Source organism: Ilyobacter sp., assembly GCF_041583315.1.
GTDB lineage: Bacteria > Fusobacteriota > Fusobacteriia > Fusobacteriales > Fusobacteriaceae > Ilyobacter.
The window spans coordinates 1-16,063 of the sequence record NZ_JBFHGC010000006.1 but is presented as its reverse complement, the minus strand read 5'-3'; the positions used below and the strand labels follow the sequence as shown (position 1 = coordinate 16,063).

19 protein-coding genes are annotated in these 16,063 nt (G+C 35.3%); all 19 read right to left on the bottom strand.

The features are described from left to right. Positions 1 to 186 (bottom strand): hypothetical protein (locus ABZA26_RS00615; protein WP_372712582.1); only part of this gene is annotated, 186 nt, incomplete at its 3' end. Continuing rightward, complete coding sequence (gene pgeF / locus ABZA26_RS00610) at positions 158 to 904, bottom strand: peptidoglycan editing factor PgeF (protein ID WP_372712581.1); 747 nt, start codon at positions 902 to 904, stop codon at positions 158 to 160. The genes pgeF and ABZA26_RS00615, both read right to left, overlap by 29 nt. Positions 905 to 1,044: 140 nt before the next feature. Continuing rightward, complete coding sequence (locus ABZA26_RS00605; RefSeq protein WP_372712580.1) at positions 1,045 to 1,818, bottom strand: Na-translocating system protein MpsC family protein; 774 nt, start codon at positions 1,816 to 1,818, stop codon at positions 1,045 to 1,047. Next, entirely contained in the window at positions 1,811 to 4,225 is a 2,415-nt protein-coding gene (locus ABZA26_RS00600) for a cache domain-containing protein (protein ID WP_372712579.1), read from the bottom strand. Before ABZA26_RS00600 ends, ABZA26_RS00605 begins: the two co-directional genes overlap by 8 nt. A gap of 360 nt (positions 4,226 to 4,585) precedes the next feature. Then, positions 4,586 to 6,091: a tripartite tricarboxylate transporter permease gene (locus ABZA26_RS00595; RefSeq protein ID WP_372712578.1), complete on the bottom strand. Its 1,506-nt coding sequence runs from the start codon at positions 6,089 to 6,091 to the stop codon at positions 4,586 to 4,588. A gap of 15 nt (positions 6,092 to 6,106) precedes the next feature. Next, positions 6,107 to 6,586, bottom strand: a complete 480-nt coding sequence (locus ABZA26_RS00590) for a tripartite tricarboxylate transporter TctB family protein (RefSeq protein ID WP_372712577.1) — start codon at positions 6,584 to 6,586, stop codon at positions 6,107 to 6,109. A 68-nt stretch (positions 6,587 to 6,654) separates the two neighbouring features. Then, entirely contained in the window at positions 6,655 to 7,647 is a 993-nt protein-coding gene (locus ABZA26_RS00585; protein ID WP_372712576.1) for a Bug family tripartite tricarboxylate transporter substrate binding protein, read from the bottom strand. A gap of 49 nt (positions 7,648 to 7,696) precedes the next feature. After that, entirely contained in the window at positions 7,697 to 8,815 is a 1,119-nt protein-coding gene (locus ABZA26_RS00580; RefSeq protein WP_372712575.1) for a 2-methylaconitate cis-trans isomerase PrpF family protein, read from the bottom strand. A 414-nt stretch (positions 8,816 to 9,229) separates the two neighbouring features. Then, the gene (locus tag ABZA26_RS00575; protein ID WP_372712574.1) at positions 9,230 to 10,015 is read right to left on the bottom strand and encodes a hypothetical protein; all 786 of its coding nucleotides are present in this window, start codon (positions 10,013 to 10,015) and stop codon (positions 9,230 to 9,232) included. 425 nt (positions 10,016 to 10,440) lie between these two features. Next, positions 10,441 to 10,608, bottom strand: coding sequence for a 4Fe-4S binding protein (locus tag ABZA26_RS00570; RefSeq protein ID WP_372712573.1), 168 nt, complete (start codon positions 10,606 to 10,608; stop codon positions 10,441 to 10,443). Between the two features lie 41 nt (positions 10,609 to 10,649). Beyond that, positions 10,650 to 10,817 (bottom strand): indolepyruvate ferredoxin oxidoreductase subunit alpha, encoded by a 168-nt coding sequence (locus ABZA26_RS00565; protein ID WP_372712572.1) that lies wholly within the window; start codon positions 10,815 to 10,817, stop codon positions 10,650 to 10,652. A 365-nt stretch (positions 10,818 to 11,182) separates the two neighbouring features. After that, positions 11,183 to 11,515 (bottom strand): DUF2023 family protein, encoded by a 333-nt coding sequence (locus ABZA26_RS00560; protein ID WP_372712571.1) that lies wholly within the window; start codon positions 11,513 to 11,515, stop codon positions 11,183 to 11,185. Between the two features lie 21 nt (positions 11,516 to 11,536). Then, complete coding sequence (locus ABZA26_RS00555; protein ID WP_372712570.1) at positions 11,537 to 11,824, bottom strand: DUF2325 domain-containing protein; 288 nt, start codon at positions 11,822 to 11,824, stop codon at positions 11,537 to 11,539. A 136-nt stretch (positions 11,825 to 11,960) separates the two neighbouring features. Next, on the bottom strand, positions 11,961 to 12,122 hold the full coding sequence (locus ABZA26_RS00550; protein WP_372712569.1) for a FeoB-associated Cys-rich membrane protein: 162 nt from the start codon (positions 12,120 to 12,122) through the stop codon (positions 11,961 to 11,963). A 23-nt stretch (positions 12,123 to 12,145) separates the two neighbouring features. Further along, complete coding sequence (gene feoB / locus ABZA26_RS00545; protein ID WP_372712568.1) at positions 12,146 to 14,365, bottom strand: ferrous iron transport protein B; 2,220 nt, start codon at positions 14,363 to 14,365, stop codon at positions 12,146 to 12,148. A 30-nt stretch (positions 14,366 to 14,395) separates the two neighbouring features. Further along, positions 14,396 to 14,617, bottom strand: a complete 222-nt coding sequence (locus ABZA26_RS00540) for a ferrous iron transport protein A (RefSeq protein ID WP_372712567.1) — start codon at positions 14,615 to 14,617, stop codon at positions 14,396 to 14,398. An 87-nt stretch (positions 14,618 to 14,704) separates the two neighbouring features. Continuing rightward, positions 14,705 to 14,929: a ferrous iron transport protein A gene (locus tag ABZA26_RS00535; RefSeq protein WP_372712566.1), complete on the bottom strand. Its 225-nt coding sequence runs from the start codon at positions 14,927 to 14,929 to the stop codon at positions 14,705 to 14,707. A gap of 144 nt (positions 14,930 to 15,073) precedes the next feature. Then, positions 15,074 to 15,550 (bottom strand): cyclic nucleotide-binding domain-containing protein, encoded by a 477-nt coding sequence (locus ABZA26_RS00530; protein WP_372712565.1) that lies wholly within the window; start codon positions 15,548 to 15,550, stop codon positions 15,074 to 15,076. 287 nt (positions 15,551 to 15,837) lie between these two features. Further along, positions 15,838 to 16,063, bottom strand: a 226-nt coding sequence (locus tag ABZA26_RS00525) for a sodium ion-translocating decarboxylase subunit beta (protein ID WP_372712564.1), incomplete at its 5' end; no start/stop codon positions are given.

The following is a 16,063-nucleotide window of genomic DNA, read 5'->3' as shown; positions in this document are numbered from 1 at the left end:
GTACCAGGAAAGAGGGTCCCACTTTTTATTCTTTACAATTATATCCCCGGTTTTAAGCCTGCTCGTCTGGTACATTACAAAGCTGACATCTTCCCATTTACGACCCTCAGGTAAGGCACTGCATCCTGTGACCGCTATCAGAAAAAATATAATAACCTTAACCTTTAAAGTAGATAAATGCACCATTTCTCCCCGCATCCTTTCCCTCTCTCCTGTATGAATGAAACCTGCCATTGCAGACTGTGCACTCCTGGCTTTTCACTATATTTTCTTTTGAAATTCCGTTTTTTATCAGCATCAGACATGTAAATTCACTGTTGTCAAAATACCATCCGTCGGATTTTCTTTCAAAAGACGCCTCTATAACATCAGGCGGAAACTTTTCTTCAAAATCCCTGTAAAAATCTTCTCCTACTTGATAACAGCATCTTCCTGCTCCGATTCCTACCCCTGCCAGGATATTCTTTTCAGAGCTTCCGTAGTTTTCTTTCATACTTTTCAGTATCTCCTGTCCTATCTGAAGATAACTTCCTTTCCAACCTGAGTGACATAGTCCCAGGACTTTTTTCTCAGTGTCATAGAAATATATCGGCAGACAGTCTGCGTGAACTGTAAATAGGACTACATCTCTTCTGTCAGTCACAAATCCGTCTACATCATCAAAGTATAGAGGACTTCCATTTTTTATGTTTACCACATTTTTAGAATGGGTCTGTTTCCCAACTACCAGCTTTTTTCCTTCTATAGAAAATTTTTTCATAAATTCTGATATATTTTTATCTTTTTCTGGGGATATTACAAACATCTCTTTTACATCCCCATATTTTTTGTTTGTAAATACAGCCCCTATACCCATTTTTTCAAACTCTTCTATCTCAAAATAGCTGTCTCTGTCATTATACATCTGACTTCTCCTTTTTTTATCCCCTTAATATCTATATATAATATCAGAATAACTTTCCTCTATCAAACTTATTAATTTAAATATCCATCCCTATTAAATTCAATTAAAAAGACCTTCCCAGAAGGGAAGATCTTTTTAATTTATACTGAAATAACCAGTATATCTCTGTTGTTCTTAAAATCTATGGTAACTCTTTCCAGGTTGCATTTTACCCCCAGTATTTCAAAAATTATTTTCTCTATCTCATCTTTTCTGTCATTGTAAAAAGCCTCTCTGCTGAAGTTTACAAGGCTTTTATTTTTACTTTGTTCCAGTAGTTTTTTCTCATAAATAGTCAGAGGATCGTTGGCCTCTATCTCTATAAGGTTTCCCTTTATAAAGGCTTTTACAGATTTAGGTCCCTTACCCGTATTACTCTTTATAAAATATGCTATTTTTATCTGGAGTTTATTTTCATATTCCAGTTTTTCTTTCTTATCAGAGATTATCTTGTCATCCAGTACAAAATTATCTTCTGATTCTCCTGCCAGACGAAGGGCACTGTCCTCCATGGCCTCCACAAGTTTTCCAGTATCCACAGGTTTTAATATATATTTATCTATCCCTATGTCCATGGCACCTAGTACAGTTTCCACATCGGAAAAAGCTGTGGTTATTATTATTGCACTTTTTTTATTTTTTTCTCTTATTTTTTTACTCATCTCTATTCCGTCCATGACAGGCATTTTGAGGTCTGTTATTACTATATCTGGATTCTGTTCATTAAAGAGTTTCAGACCTTCCTCCCCATTTTCAGCCAGGTAAAGTTTCCCCACTCTTCTTTTTAGGAATATTTTCAGATTTTCCCTCTGCATCTCATCATCTTCCACATACAGAACTTTACATTTAATAAGTAAATTTGTTTTATCAAGCATTTTTATTTTCACCGCCCATAGGAATAATTATTTTCATACATGCCCCGCCATTTTTGTTGCTCACATGGATTGTCCCACCGAAATTCTTTTCTATAATCATTTGAGACATATAGAGGCCTATTCCAGTTCCGTTTTTTTCATCCTTGGTGGAATAGTATGGTTCAAATATCTTCTCCATCACCTCTTCAGGTATTCCTCCGCCGTTATCATTGACCTCTATAATGGTTTTATTTTCTTTTTCTGATATCAATATACCTATCTTTCTTTCACTCTCCCGGTTTTCCAGGAGAGCATCCACAGAATTATTTAAAAAGTTGAGCACTACCTGAGAAAGCTGGTTAGGATAACCCCATATCTTTATGTCCTCTTCCGAAGTTATACTACACACTATCCCGTTATGCTGCATCCTTTCGCTGAATAGCTCTACTGTGGATGTTATGATATTTTTTACAGAAAATTCTTCCTTATCAGTTTTCGGTTTAAAGAAATATCTGAAATCGTCTATTGTTTCAGACATTTTATTTATGAGCATTCTTGATTTTTTAAAAAGAGTCTCTACATCCTCTTTGTCCACATCACCGTAAAAAAAAGAATCCTCTATATTTGAAATTATAAGGGATAAAGAACTGAGAGGCTGTCTCCATTGATGAGCTATATTACCCACCATCTCTCCCATGGCTGCATATCTTGACTGATAGATCATAAGTGCCTCTTTCTTTTTATTCTCGTCCATCTCTTTCTTAAACATTTTTTCCAGTTCAATATTTATCTTTTCCAGCTTCAGAAGTATCTTTTGATTGTTTACATTCTTTTCAAGCTGTATTTTAGCTATATCTGAATCTTCTCCTTTCATATCAACGGCCAGCTTATTTACTATATTAAAAAACCTGGCTTCACTTCTTTTTACAGTTGCCTCCTGTAGCTTTCTATTGGTTATATCTCTTGATATGAGTATTACCCTGTATCTGTTTTCCATTTTAAATAATCTGGCACTTACTTCCACAGGTATTTTTTTGTCAAATTTTGTTTTTATCTCCGTCTCATACAAAACAGATCTTTTGTCTAGCATCTTTTCCAGTATTTTTTTTAGCTCATTCTCTGACAAGCCTATATCTATATCAGAATACTTCATTTTCAGAAGTTCATCTCGTGAATACTTCAGCCTGCTGTGCACCTTCTCATTTACTTCAAGTATATTTTCAAAGGAGTTGTTATTGAAATCTGCCACAAATACACAGTCATTTATGCTGTTAAACATGGCCTCGTATTTATTTTTTGCTTTCACAAGTTCCTTTGCCAGCAACTTTCTTTTCTCTATATCTTTTTCCAGTTCTGTATTTAGTTTTTTTACCTCCCCCAGATACAGTGACTTGACTTCTAGCTTGGCCTTCTTTTCCCTTATGTTGTATATGTAAGCAGCTGATATACTTATACTCAGCACTATCAGCACTGCTATTGCAACTGTATAGTAATAATTCTTTCTGATAATACTCACCACTTCATCATAGTCAGAAGAAACTGTGACTATCCAGAAAGTATCTCCTATACGTGCAGGAGCATATCCGTTAAATTTTCTCACCATACTTGTTTCATCATCTGTAACCCATACAGAGTGGTATACTTCCACTCCTTTTTCCCCCGACCTCTGTTTTTCAAAAAGTCCTTCGAGCTCTGACCAGTCGTAATCCTGATATTGAGATTTTCTGAGCTCAATCACATTGTTTCCGATCTGACTCCTCTTAGGATGCATGAGAAAAGTTCCTTCCCTGTCCTTTACCGAAGCATAACCTTTGCTCCCGGATTTTATATTTTCTATAAATTTTTTATATATATTGTCGATGCTCAGCTGACACCTTATGATTCCTTTAAATTCACCATTCAGAAAAACAGGCTGTAATATATATATATAAGGCTCTCCGTTTTCAAAATAAACTTTACTTAAAGAGTGCTCTCTTATCTCCATGATTTTTTTTACATCTGCCAGATCAGATATATCCTTTGATATGTTGTCCTGTGATTCAGTGGGATATTCATCCAGAATTATCCCCTTAGGATCTAGTAACTGTATTGATTGGACTCTGGGAGCCCCTATTTTATAATAAATTTTTAGAGATTCACCAGAGTATCTTTCATCATTATTTTTTAAGTAATCAAAATCTCTCAAAAAACCCCTGTCCTGGGCAAGAATCATGATAGATCTTTCCTCTCCACGGAAATAGGATTCTATGCTTTTAGCAGTTGTATCTGCAATTGTCAGCAGGTGTTTCTGTTCGTTTAAAACAAGGGCATCCCTCAGATCTTCATAGTTCTTTAAAATAGTAAATGCCAGTGAAACAGCAAATATCAAACCTGTCAAAAATATTACTATAGATTTTTTGTAATTTATAAGTTTTTTTATAAAATCCATTTTTACACCTCATAGTATTAAAAAATTTAACTTTTTAACTTCATCACTTAATCTTAATCCCCTATACATATTATACATCTCTTTTAGAACTTTAAAACTTTTTTCTATCTAGCATCCATCAATCAATTTAAAATATTTAAATATGATAAAAAGACGGGCTACCTTCCTGTAGCGTATTTATCTTAAATAATATAAAGTTAAAAAATATATTTAAAAATTGTTAAAAAAGGCTCTCTAAAGTTTTCATTCAGAGAGCCTTTCTGTTTCCAGTAACGTTCCGGGAGGAAAACTGGAATTTGCCACTATTCAAAAATGGATTTGTAGTATCCTTGGAAAAATATCATTTATAATTTTGGAGATTTAAGCCACTGCTGCTGTTTTTTTCTTCTCTATCATTCCACTGATAACCGGGAATAACAGTAACGCTGCTACAGCTATGAATATGATAACAGCTATTGGTCTTTGGAAGAATGATGCAAAACTTCCGTTTGTTAATAATAACTGTCTTCTGAACGTTTCTTCCATCATATTACCTAGTACAATACCAAGTATGAGAGAAGCTGCAGAGAACTTATATTTTTTCATAAAGTATCCGAAAATACCAAATGTAAGCATTACCCAGATTTGGAACATATCATTTGAAATTGCATATGAACCGATAACCGAGAACATAACTATCATAGGAGCGATCATTCCGTACGGAAGCTTCAGTATAGCCGCAAAAGCTTTTACTGCATATCTTCCAGAGAAGAATACAACTATACTTGCAATAAGCATCGAGAAGAATACACAGTATAGAAGTAATGGCTGCTCAGTCATAAGTTGCGGACCAGGCTGTAATCCTTGAAGTACAAGTGCAGCTAGGATGATTGCAGTAGTTGGAGATCCAGGTATACCAAGAACTAGAGTAGGTATCATAGCTCCTCCACCGGCAGCATTGTTTGCAGTTTCCGGTGCTAGTACTCCCTCTTCAGCTCCCTTACCAAACATCTCTTTATTCTTACTAGAACGTGCAGCTTCACCATAACTAACTATCGATGCTATCGATCCTCCTGTACCAGGTAGTATTCCTACAGCAGTACCTATTATAGCAGATTTGATTATTGTGGTTTTATAGATTAAAAGATCTTTTAATTTTATACTTTCCAGCGATACATCTTTACCCATGTCCAGCGTTTCTTCTTTGGCTTTTCTGTTGATAACCTGTTTAAAGATTTCAGCCATTGCAAAAGATCCTATCATAATCGGTATATATTCTACACCGTTTAGGAAGTTTATTTCACCGAATGTAAGTCTTGATACCCCGGTCATCGGGTCCATTCCCATCAGAGCTATTAGTATCCCAAGAAGTCCTGTTATAAGTGCCTTAGAAAGGTTTTTAGAACCAACTGAAGATATACATGCGATACCTAGTAGTGTCAGTGCAAAGTACTCAGCACTTTGAATTTTTAGTGCTATCTTAGATAGTAGCGGTGCTAATAAAAGCATAACCAATACTGAGAATATACCTCCGATAGCAGAACCTGACATGGCAAGCCCTAATGCCTTACCGGCCTTACCCTGCTGGGCCATTGGATATCCGTCAAAAGTGGTAGCAACTGATTCTGCTGTTCCTGGAGTGTTAAATAGTATTGCCGTTATCGAACCTCCGTAAGCAGATCCTGCATATAGTGCTACAAGTAGCATTACAGAAGGATAGATTCCCATATAGTAAGTAAAAGGTATCATTAAAACTATACCCATAGATGAACTGATTCCAGGCAGAGCTCCGAAAAATACTCCTAATGTCATACCGGCTAGAACTAACAAAAAGTTTGTCGGCATAAATATTATTTTTAACGCTTGCATCAATAAAGAAAGATCCATTGTTTCCCCTCCGTTCTAATATATGAAATAACTTAGAGTTTCAAATACAGCAATTCCTCTAGGCAATGGTATACTTAGTATCTTACCGAAAACAAAAGTAAATGCCAGTGAGGCAACCAGTGTTACCAAAACTATCTTCTTTATTTCTCTTTGATTAAGAATCCACATAACTGATGATATTATAATCACAGCTCCGAACCAGAATCCTATGAAATTAACTGTTAGAACAAAGAAAACAATTACAGCTAATAAAGCTAAGAATCCAGGGTCTAGCTCTTTTATCTTCTCTTTTTCTTTAGGTTTGTTTTCTTTATAATGCTTGAGAGCATTTATAAGAGATATTACAAGCAGTATAATCGCTAGTATCATTATTACTCTTGGGAATCCTGCCGGTCCTATCGGATCAGTCATACGTGCTGTATTTATGCTTAGTGACTCTTTATAAAAAATACCCATCACAGCTATCAAGAAAATGTGAAAAATTATTTCACCCATTTTTCATCCTCACTCCTTTATATTTGATAGGATGTCTGTGAGCACACAGACATCCTAAATAAAATTAATTATTTCAATCCAACTTTTTTTGCAACAGCATCAAATTTTAAAAACTCTTTTTCCCACTGTTTGTAGAACCCTTCAGCGTCTAAGTATCCAGGTCTTATATCCACTAGGTTTAAAGCAGCAAAGTCTTGGTACTCTTTTGTATCATAAGCAGCTTTCATTTTTCCGATTAGATAATCTTTAACTTCCTGAGGAGTTCCCTTTTTAACAACAAAACCTCTCCAAGAACCTATTGTTACATCATAACCTAGCTCAACTGTAGTAGGTACATCTTTAAATTCATCTATTTGAGTAATTCTTTCTTCATTAAGTACAACAACTGGCTTAACTTTTCCGTCTTTGATGTAGTTAACAGCAGAAACTATTTTGTCTAAGTAGATATCAACCTCTCCACCAAGTACTGCCGCCTTTACTTCTGATCCAGATCTGTAAGGTATGAATCTTATATCTACACCTGTTGCATCAGCAAGAGCGTTAAGTGTAAGGTCATCAAGACCACCTGGGCTTACCCCTGCAAAAGTAACTGGGTTAGTTTGTCCGTACTTTACTAAATCTTCGAAAGAACCAAATTTGCTATTTTCAGGAAGACACAGTACATAGATGTCTGACTGGATTCTTGCTAATGGTTCAAAATCTTCCATGAAGTTTACTTCTTTACTTACCCCAAGAACATCAGCGATTATCATAGATGGAGTTACTTCAAAAAGTGTATATCCGTCGGCTGGCTTTTGAGCTGCATATACCATCCCCACAAGTCCGCTACTTCCTTTTTTGTTCACTGGCTGAATTGGCTGTGGCATATCTTTAGCCATCAATTCAGCAAATTTTCTTGCGAACACGTCACTGGCTCCACCCTCTCCGAAAGGTATAATCATTTCGATAGGTTTTGATGGATAATCAGCAGCACTTTCAGATGATTTCCCTTGATTCCCGCCACATCCTACTAGAGATAATACAGTTACCAATCCGATTAATAAAGAAACTATTTTTTTCATATAATCCTCCTCAATATTTTTTTATACTATGCTAAAGAATATAAGATTATTAAACTTCATAATCTCCTCTTGTGTAAACAACACCTTCCATGATACGCCTTGCCGTTCTCTCTACTTTTACATAGACATCTTCGTTGTCACCTTTTCCTGAGTATGCATTCATTACTCCTCCAGGATGCCCTAGTCTCAGTTTACCGCCTTCACTTGGCCTTGCTATTTTCGACACCAGTGTGCCTTCTGTTGCAGCTGCTAGGCATGTACATACCGCTCCTGTTATAGCTAGTGCCTGGTGTGGTTTCTGCATAGACATCATCCTGATCACCAGGTCCATTTCGTCTGCTTTGTACAGATTTCCAGGTTCATCCTTATAATCTTGAGGTATTGATATAACTGTGGTTTTCGGAACTGCAGGTGAATTTTTTGTAGCATCTTCTTTCTTTGAAAATCCGCACAATTCTGCAGCTATAGACCTTATTTCTTCTAAAAGATCCAATTTTTCTTGTGAAAACTCATAATGTAATTCTGCGCCTTTAAGACCCACATCCTCTGCCTTTATGAATACCAATGGATTTGCAGCATCTACGATAGATATATCTATCGTTCCTATAGAAGTTTCTACGGTGTCCACTGCATTTCCAGTAGGAAGAAGCTTACCTGTTACTGACCCTTCAGGTGCATAGAATGACAGATATCCTACAGAACCTGTGTTAGGTACACCTGGTATTTTTGTATCTCCGTCTGGGTCATACATACCATTTGAAACCTTTACTTCTGATTCGATTGCCTTTCCTGTATTTGTATTGTAGATTCTTACCTTAGTGGTAGGTTCTACAGCTTCTACTAGGCCGCTATCGATTGCAAATGGACCTACACCTGATGAAATGTTTCCACAGTTCCCCTTCATATCTATTTTTTTAGCCGTAAGGCTTACCTGAGCAAATGTATAATCTACATCAAAACCTTCTCTTTCTGATTTTTTTATTATGGCTACCTTGCTGGTAAGGGAATTAGCTCCTCCTAGTCCATCTATCTGTTTTTTATCCGGACTCCCCATAACATCTAGAAGAAACTCTTCCCACTTTTCCGTATCCTTAGGCATATCCTTCTCATTGAAAAATACCCCTTTACTTGTACCAGCCCTCAAAATGGTACATGGAAACTTCCTCATTTAATTACCTCCTCATAAACTTGTAAATGAATTTATGATATAATTTTTGTACTAAATCATTTGTGGTGCTAATTATTTTTTTACAAATTTTAACTCTCTATTTTATTTTATTAGTACCAGGTTCAGTTGAATCTACTCCCTAAATCCCTACGATTGAAAAACAAAAAATAGGCCAACACAAAGATAAGATCTTTGTGTTGGCCTATTAAAGTCTTGACAATAGTCATCTCTAATAATTACCAACAAAATATTATTTTTTAAAAAAATTCTTAAAGAACCTACACATAGTGTATTCTTTAAGCCTCTACTGTACTAGTATAAATCATAAAGTTTTTTATGTCAACAATTTTTTAGAAGTTATTTTTATATGTAAAACCGATTTATATTTGTCTGCCTGTTATTTTCCTAACTTTTTTAACCTATGAATACCGGCTTTCTGACCTCTTCCAGTGCCTTTATTCCGCCTTTTCTTATTAATTTTTCAACCATGAAAGAACGTTTTAGATTTCCCATGATCAACATATCACACTCTTTTGAATAGTTTAATATAATTTCGTCCACTGACCCTTCTTCAAAATTATAATCTATTTTTTTACCTATTCTCTCCATGTAAAAAGTCAGATCCTTTACTTCTTCCTGACTTATATCTACCGTGATTGCTTTAAACTCCTCTACCTTTTGGAAAATACTCATAAACTTAAACACAGATTTATTTACTTCTAGGCCTTGGTCATCAGCCACTAAAATTCTATCAAGAGAATAACTCTCTAAATCAGGGACAAGTATAATAGGTTTATTGTGACTTTTCAAAAGCTCTCTCAAATCATGGCCTATTTTCTCTGTTTTAGATACCAGTGCCATATCAAATAACCTGAGTTCATTCATCAATACTTCAGGTATATCTCCTTCCTTTGAATAAAAACTTGCCTTTTCCACCGAGGATAAAAATTCATCTCTTATTTTGTTCTCTGTTTCTGTTATCTTTGCAATCTTCAGTTCGTGCTCATCCATTGCCTCTTTGATATCATAATCTCCCCCTACACCCCTAAACTCCTTATAGGAATGCTCCTGTATGTCAGGATGTATAAAGAGACCTACTATCTCCACCTCTGGATAATTTTCCATGATCACTTTACTGTACCTTGCCAGATGCTTCACTTCCCCTTCATTGTCCAATTTCACTAATACTCTGTTTAACAATTTAATCACCTTCCCTTTTCAGATTAATCATATTTTTAGATTTCCAGTTTAAATAAATTCTAAAACAAAATATACAAAAAACAGGCCAATACAAAGAGTTAAATCTTCGTATTGGCCTGTTAAAGTCTTAACAAAAGTCATCTCTAACAATTACCAATGATATCATTTGATTCTATAAAAATCCTAAAGAGCCTTATGAAGCCGTTCTCTTCAAACACTCTACTGTATGAGTATATTCCATACTTTTCTGTATGTCAACATTTTTTATAGATTCAAGTCAGTATACTTTTTAAAATATAAGCTTTAGGATTTTTTATAATTTATTTAACTCTATACTAAAAATATATACTTATAATACAAAAATTCCTTTTATTAAAATATTAATGTACAAAAAAAAGAGCCCAGAGGCTCTTTTTAATTATTAATTATCCTGCGATTGCATCTACAGGACATGCTCCAGCACATGCTCCACAGTCTACACAAGCGTCTGATATTTCATATTTCCCGTCTGCAGCAGCAGAGATTGCTGATACTGGACAAGTTCCTTCACATGCTCCACATGCGATACAAGCTTCTTTATCGATTACGTACATTTGAAACCCCCTATTTTTAAATTTTTTTAGTATTCTTAATACTACTGAGCAGTGATACACTCTACTGGACAAACTCCAGCACATGCTCCACAGTCGATACATGCGTCTGATATTTCATATTTCCCGTCTGCAGCAGCTATTGCTGATACTGGGCAAGTTCCTTCACATGCTCCACATGCGATACAAGCTTCTTTATCGATTACGTACATTTGAAACCTCCTATTTTTAAAATAAAAATGTTCACAGTAAATCAACCAAAATACTGATTTTAATTACAATATACCCTCTTTATAAACCCTTGTCAAGGAACAATTAGTTAAAACATTCTCTTTGGAAAACTTTATATTTAGTCTCTCAAAATTTATTTCATAACGCTTTGTTATTTTTTTAACTAAATCAGCTTATAAGGTTAACTAATTCTTTTTTAGTTTTAAAATTAATGATTTTTCTTTTTCTCTATTTCACAATCTATTTTTATACTCAAAATTTTCAAAGGACTTCATACCTAAAAATTCTATTTTTTATTTAAATCTTGTTTCAAAAAAAATCCAAAAAAAAAAGGGCTTTTTGCCCTTTATGCAGTTTTTTTATTCTTTTGTTTAAAGGTTAAATATCTTTCACACTGTCTTCTTCTGTCATAACCTAACATGATCCCCAGTATAAAGTCTTCTTCAGAAGTATATTCAGTGAGCGACTGTTTCCCTATACTTCTTATTACCTCTATACACTCCTGTGCCCCAAAAAATATATTTATTCTGTTCCCTTCTATTTCATAGATTTCATAGTTTATTTTTCTGTTTCTCAGTTTATTTATTATCATTTTAAGATTTTCTTTCTCAGCAGTATGAAGCACAAGGTTTCTCAATCCCTTTTCATATTCATATATATGATGCACAAATACCTCCATCTTCAACACCTCCGTTTTTTTTTAACTGCATCCTCCACAAATTTCACACAGACTCTCTCTGAGTTTGTTTAGGCTGCTAGAATGGACTCTTATAAGTTTTATATTATTTTTTTTACATATTTTTGTACATGAAAGAGAGAGTTTGTGGCTTACTGTATTGGTAAACAATATACAGGCTTCACAGTTTTTTATTTTTTTCTCAAAAGAGGGACAGGTTTTGTTATAAATTCTGCATCTTAAATTATGTTCATCCATGAGATTTTTGTACTCCCTCTCTATACCTTTTACTCCGCCTATAATTGCTATCACACAGTTTCCCCTCCTTTTTATATGAATTTAAGATTTATTCTCAATCCTTAAAAACAACCTAAATTCAGTCTTTCTTATTTTTTGATTATCAAAGTATATCTTTAAATAAAATATGCAGCCATGCTGCATATTTTATTTATTTTTTATTTTTATCTTTACTAGAGCAGTGATCTTTCATTGCACAATTACTGTCTTTTGAGCATCCGCATCCGCTTTCACCCTTCAGCATCTTTACCACACTTCTCAGAGAAAAAAATGCAATCACTGCAACTACCCCTATAACTATAATTGTTCTCATATTATTCCTCCCTGAAATTTGGCCTAAATAAATAATCTTCCTATTTGGAAAATAAGAGTCGAAGCTATGTAGGGTACCACAGTCATTACCAGGATTGTAAACCACATAAATTTATTTCCAAATTCCTGTTTTATAGCCGCCAGAGTAACGACGCAAGGTACAACAAGGAGTATAAACACCATGAATGAATAGGCTCTCAGAGGTCCTAACGGATCTCCTTCCCACAGTTTGGCAGTGGCTCCTACTACTCCTGTCCCTTCCTCTTCCACCTCATCGGCACTAGGAGGTGTAAAAAGACTGGCTACATCAAAACTCACCATGGAAATCACAGATTCTTTTGATGCCACTGCAAAGCCTTTTATCTGTTCCATTGTATCCTCTGCAAATGTTGTCGGTTCATCTTCTATTTCATCACCTTCTGGTGAAAATTGCTTTGCTTTTTCTTCCTGTGGAAGCACCTGTGCCATGAATCCTACAACTACTTCTTTAGCGGCAATACTAGGAGCTATAGCTGCTACAGCTTCCCATCTGTTTCCAAAACCAGTTGGCTTCATTATAGGAGCCAATACCTTACCAAATTTAGCCATATATGAATTTGCGGCATCTCCGTTATTTGGAAAATAAATAAGTGCCCAAAGAAGCATTAAAATCCCTAATATTACAGTAGTGGCTTTTTTCAGATAAGATCCTGTCCTTGTAATTGTAGAACTCCATATCATTCTAAAACTAGGAACCCTGTAAGGAGGAAGTTCCAGCAAAAGAGCCTTGTCTGTTGCTTTAAAGTTTGGATTATTTTTAAAAAACATACCTGTAAGTACTGCTACAATTATTCCCATCACATAAAGGCTCATTACTATCATTCCTGCACGGGCTCCGAAAAATGCAGCTGTAAAAAGACCGTATACAGGAAGTCTTGCTCCGCATGACATGAAAGGCGCCATCAGGGCCGTCAGTTTTCTAGACTGTTCATCTTCTAGAGTTCTGGTAGCGTAGATAGCAGGAACTGTACACCCGAAACCTAGTACCATGGGTACAAAAGCCTTTCCGTTTAATCCTAATTTCCTCATTATTTTGTCCATGAGAAAAGCAACTCTTGACATATATCCGCTTTCTTCCAGAACTGCTAAGAAAAAGTAAAGGAAAAGCATGAGAGGAACAAATACCAGCACTCCTCCTACACCGCCTATAATTCCCTCCGTTACAAGAGAATGAAGCCAGTCTGGAGTCCCTTCCACTGCCATTGCCACATATTTCCCTATATAGTCACCTATGAATCCGTCTACCCAGTCAATAAAAGGTCCGCTTCCGTTGAATACCACTCCCATTATTCCCGATATTATAAAGAAGAATATGGGAAGTCCGAGATATTTATTAAGAAGAATTTTGTCCACCTTGTCTGTAAAGTCAAGTCTGGATTTCAATGATGTTGTAAATGTCTGGGCAAGTATCCCTTTGAGTGCCCCGTATCTTCCCTCAGCAAGTACTGTCTCTGCATCTTCATCAAACTTTTTCTCTATTCTGTCTACATTTTCCTTTGATACAGAATCAATCTCTATTTCATATTCATTTTTCAGAACCTCTGCAAAATACGAATCCTCTTCCAATAATTTGATACATACAAAATCTTCTGCGTATTTTTTGAGTACAGGAATAAACTTGTCATCTTCTTTTATCTTACATTTAATATTTTGAAGTTCATTCTCTATTGAGTTGTCAAATCTGAGTTCATATTTAATATGATTCTGTTTCTTGTGCTTTTCAGCTACTGCCAGAGATTTTTCCAGAAGCTCTTTGATACCTTTGTTTTTTATGGCACTTGTGTGTATTGCTTCCATCTCCAGGTGTCCCTCAAACTTTTTGAGATCTAACTTGTAGTTTAAGTTCTCAAACTCATCTAGAAAGTTAAGAGCCATTATCATAGGTTTACCCAGTTCCTTTAAAAGCATTGTAAGATATAGATTTCTTTCAAGATTTGTAGAATCCACTACATTTATCACTACATCTGGATTTTCATTTAATATATAATCTCTGGTGATCTTTTCCTCCAGAGTATAAGGACTCAGGCTGTACACACCAGGAAGGTCTATCATCTGTATTTTTTTCCCCTCAAACTCAAACTCAGCCTCTTTTTTTTCAACTGTAACACCGGGCCAGTTTCCTACTTTTAGTTTCGAGCCCGCCATGGAGTTTATAAGAGCTGATTTACCTACGTTTGGATTTCCTGCAAAAGCTATTTTTATCATCTCGTATCTTCTCCTCTTTTCTATGCTTTATTATTTTTCTACTTCTATATTCTGTGCATCTTCTTTTCTTATGGCTATTCCTGTTCCTTTTATTATATATTGCTGAGGATCTCCAAGGGGTGCATCTCTTTCTAGTTTTATAGTTTCCCCAGAAGTTACTCCCATATCCACCAGTCTTTTCTTCAGGTCTCCGATTTTTCCTATTCTGATAATCTTTGCCTTTTCCCCTCTTTTCAGTTCAGTAAGTTTCATCCGTATCCTCCAATTCTATGTATAAATTTAGTTTGATAATCAAAGTATTTTTTTAAAAAGGTACAGCTCGTGAGAGCTGTTTTTTTGTTATGCTTCGTCTACCATTATTTTGCTTGCCAGTCCAAAGTTGACTACATATCTGCTTTTATTTACCTCTATAATTAGATTCTCGCTGTCATCTCTTAATATACAAAGATTCTCTCCTATACAAAATCCTCTTTCTATGAGCCTAGCCTTGGTTTTATCATTTCCGTTTATACCTTTTATGACAAATCTTTTATTCGGTTGTGCATAGGTTACTGGATGTGACATATTTACCCCTCCCAGTTACAATAATATCCTGTGAATCTTAGGAATGTTCATAATATGTTTAGATTATATCTTCCCTATTGAAATTTGTCAAGTTAAAAAGTTTTGATTATAAAAGTATTCTATTGGCTCATAGATTTTTTTGTATCACAATAAGTTTTTTTCTTCCAGAAGTTCATAGTCTTGTATTATCTCTTTCATACCTTTAAGGGCTCTCGAGAGGTCCCTGGCTACATTCAGGACAAGCTTGGCAAACAGCTCCGGGTTCTTTTGTGACAAGGTATAGAGGGTCATTTTAGGGATGACTGCCAATATAATGTCTGTTTCAGCTGTGGCAGTGGTAATCTGTTTTTGGATTCCTATTGTGGCGTCTATTCCAAAAACTGTTCCCGGACCAAACTTGTCCACTCTCCTTCCGTTTACAGTTAGTTTTACATCTCCGTCCAGCAGAAGATAAGAATCTCCAGGAGATCCGTCCTCTTCATATATATGTTCTCCGGCTTTATATCTTTTTTCCACAAGATTCTCTATAAAAAAATGTATCTCTTCCAGCTTCACCCCTCCAAAAAGTGATGTCTTTGGTAATAGCTCCATGATTTTATCTTCAAGTTTTTTTTCACACATAATAATCCCCTCCTATATATTCTATATTTTTCTGAAAAAACCCTGTGTTTCCTTTTGCTGTTTAGACTTTGTATTCATAGTTAAAAAGTTCTCTAAATTATAAAAAAAATTACTTAATTTCTATGGTGTCACTTTTATCTCGACAAAAAAATAACAGAATTCGTATGAATCCAATAATTTCCTAAAAATAAAAAAACCTTTTAAATATACACACAGCCCAGAAAAAACAAAGTTTTTCTGGGCTGGGATTATTTAAAAGGAATTCGGTTATTATTTATAAATATTATTTATCCAAATAGTGAAAGAAGTACCCCTGCAGATACTGCAGATCCTATTACTCCTGCAACGTTTGGTCCCATTGCATGCATTAACAGGAAGTTTGACGGGTCAGCTTTCTGTCCTACTACCTGTGATACCCTTGCTGCCATTGGTACCGCAGATACTCCTGCAGATCCGATCAGTGGATTGATTGGAACTTTTAGGAATTTGTTCATAACCTTAGCAAGAACTACT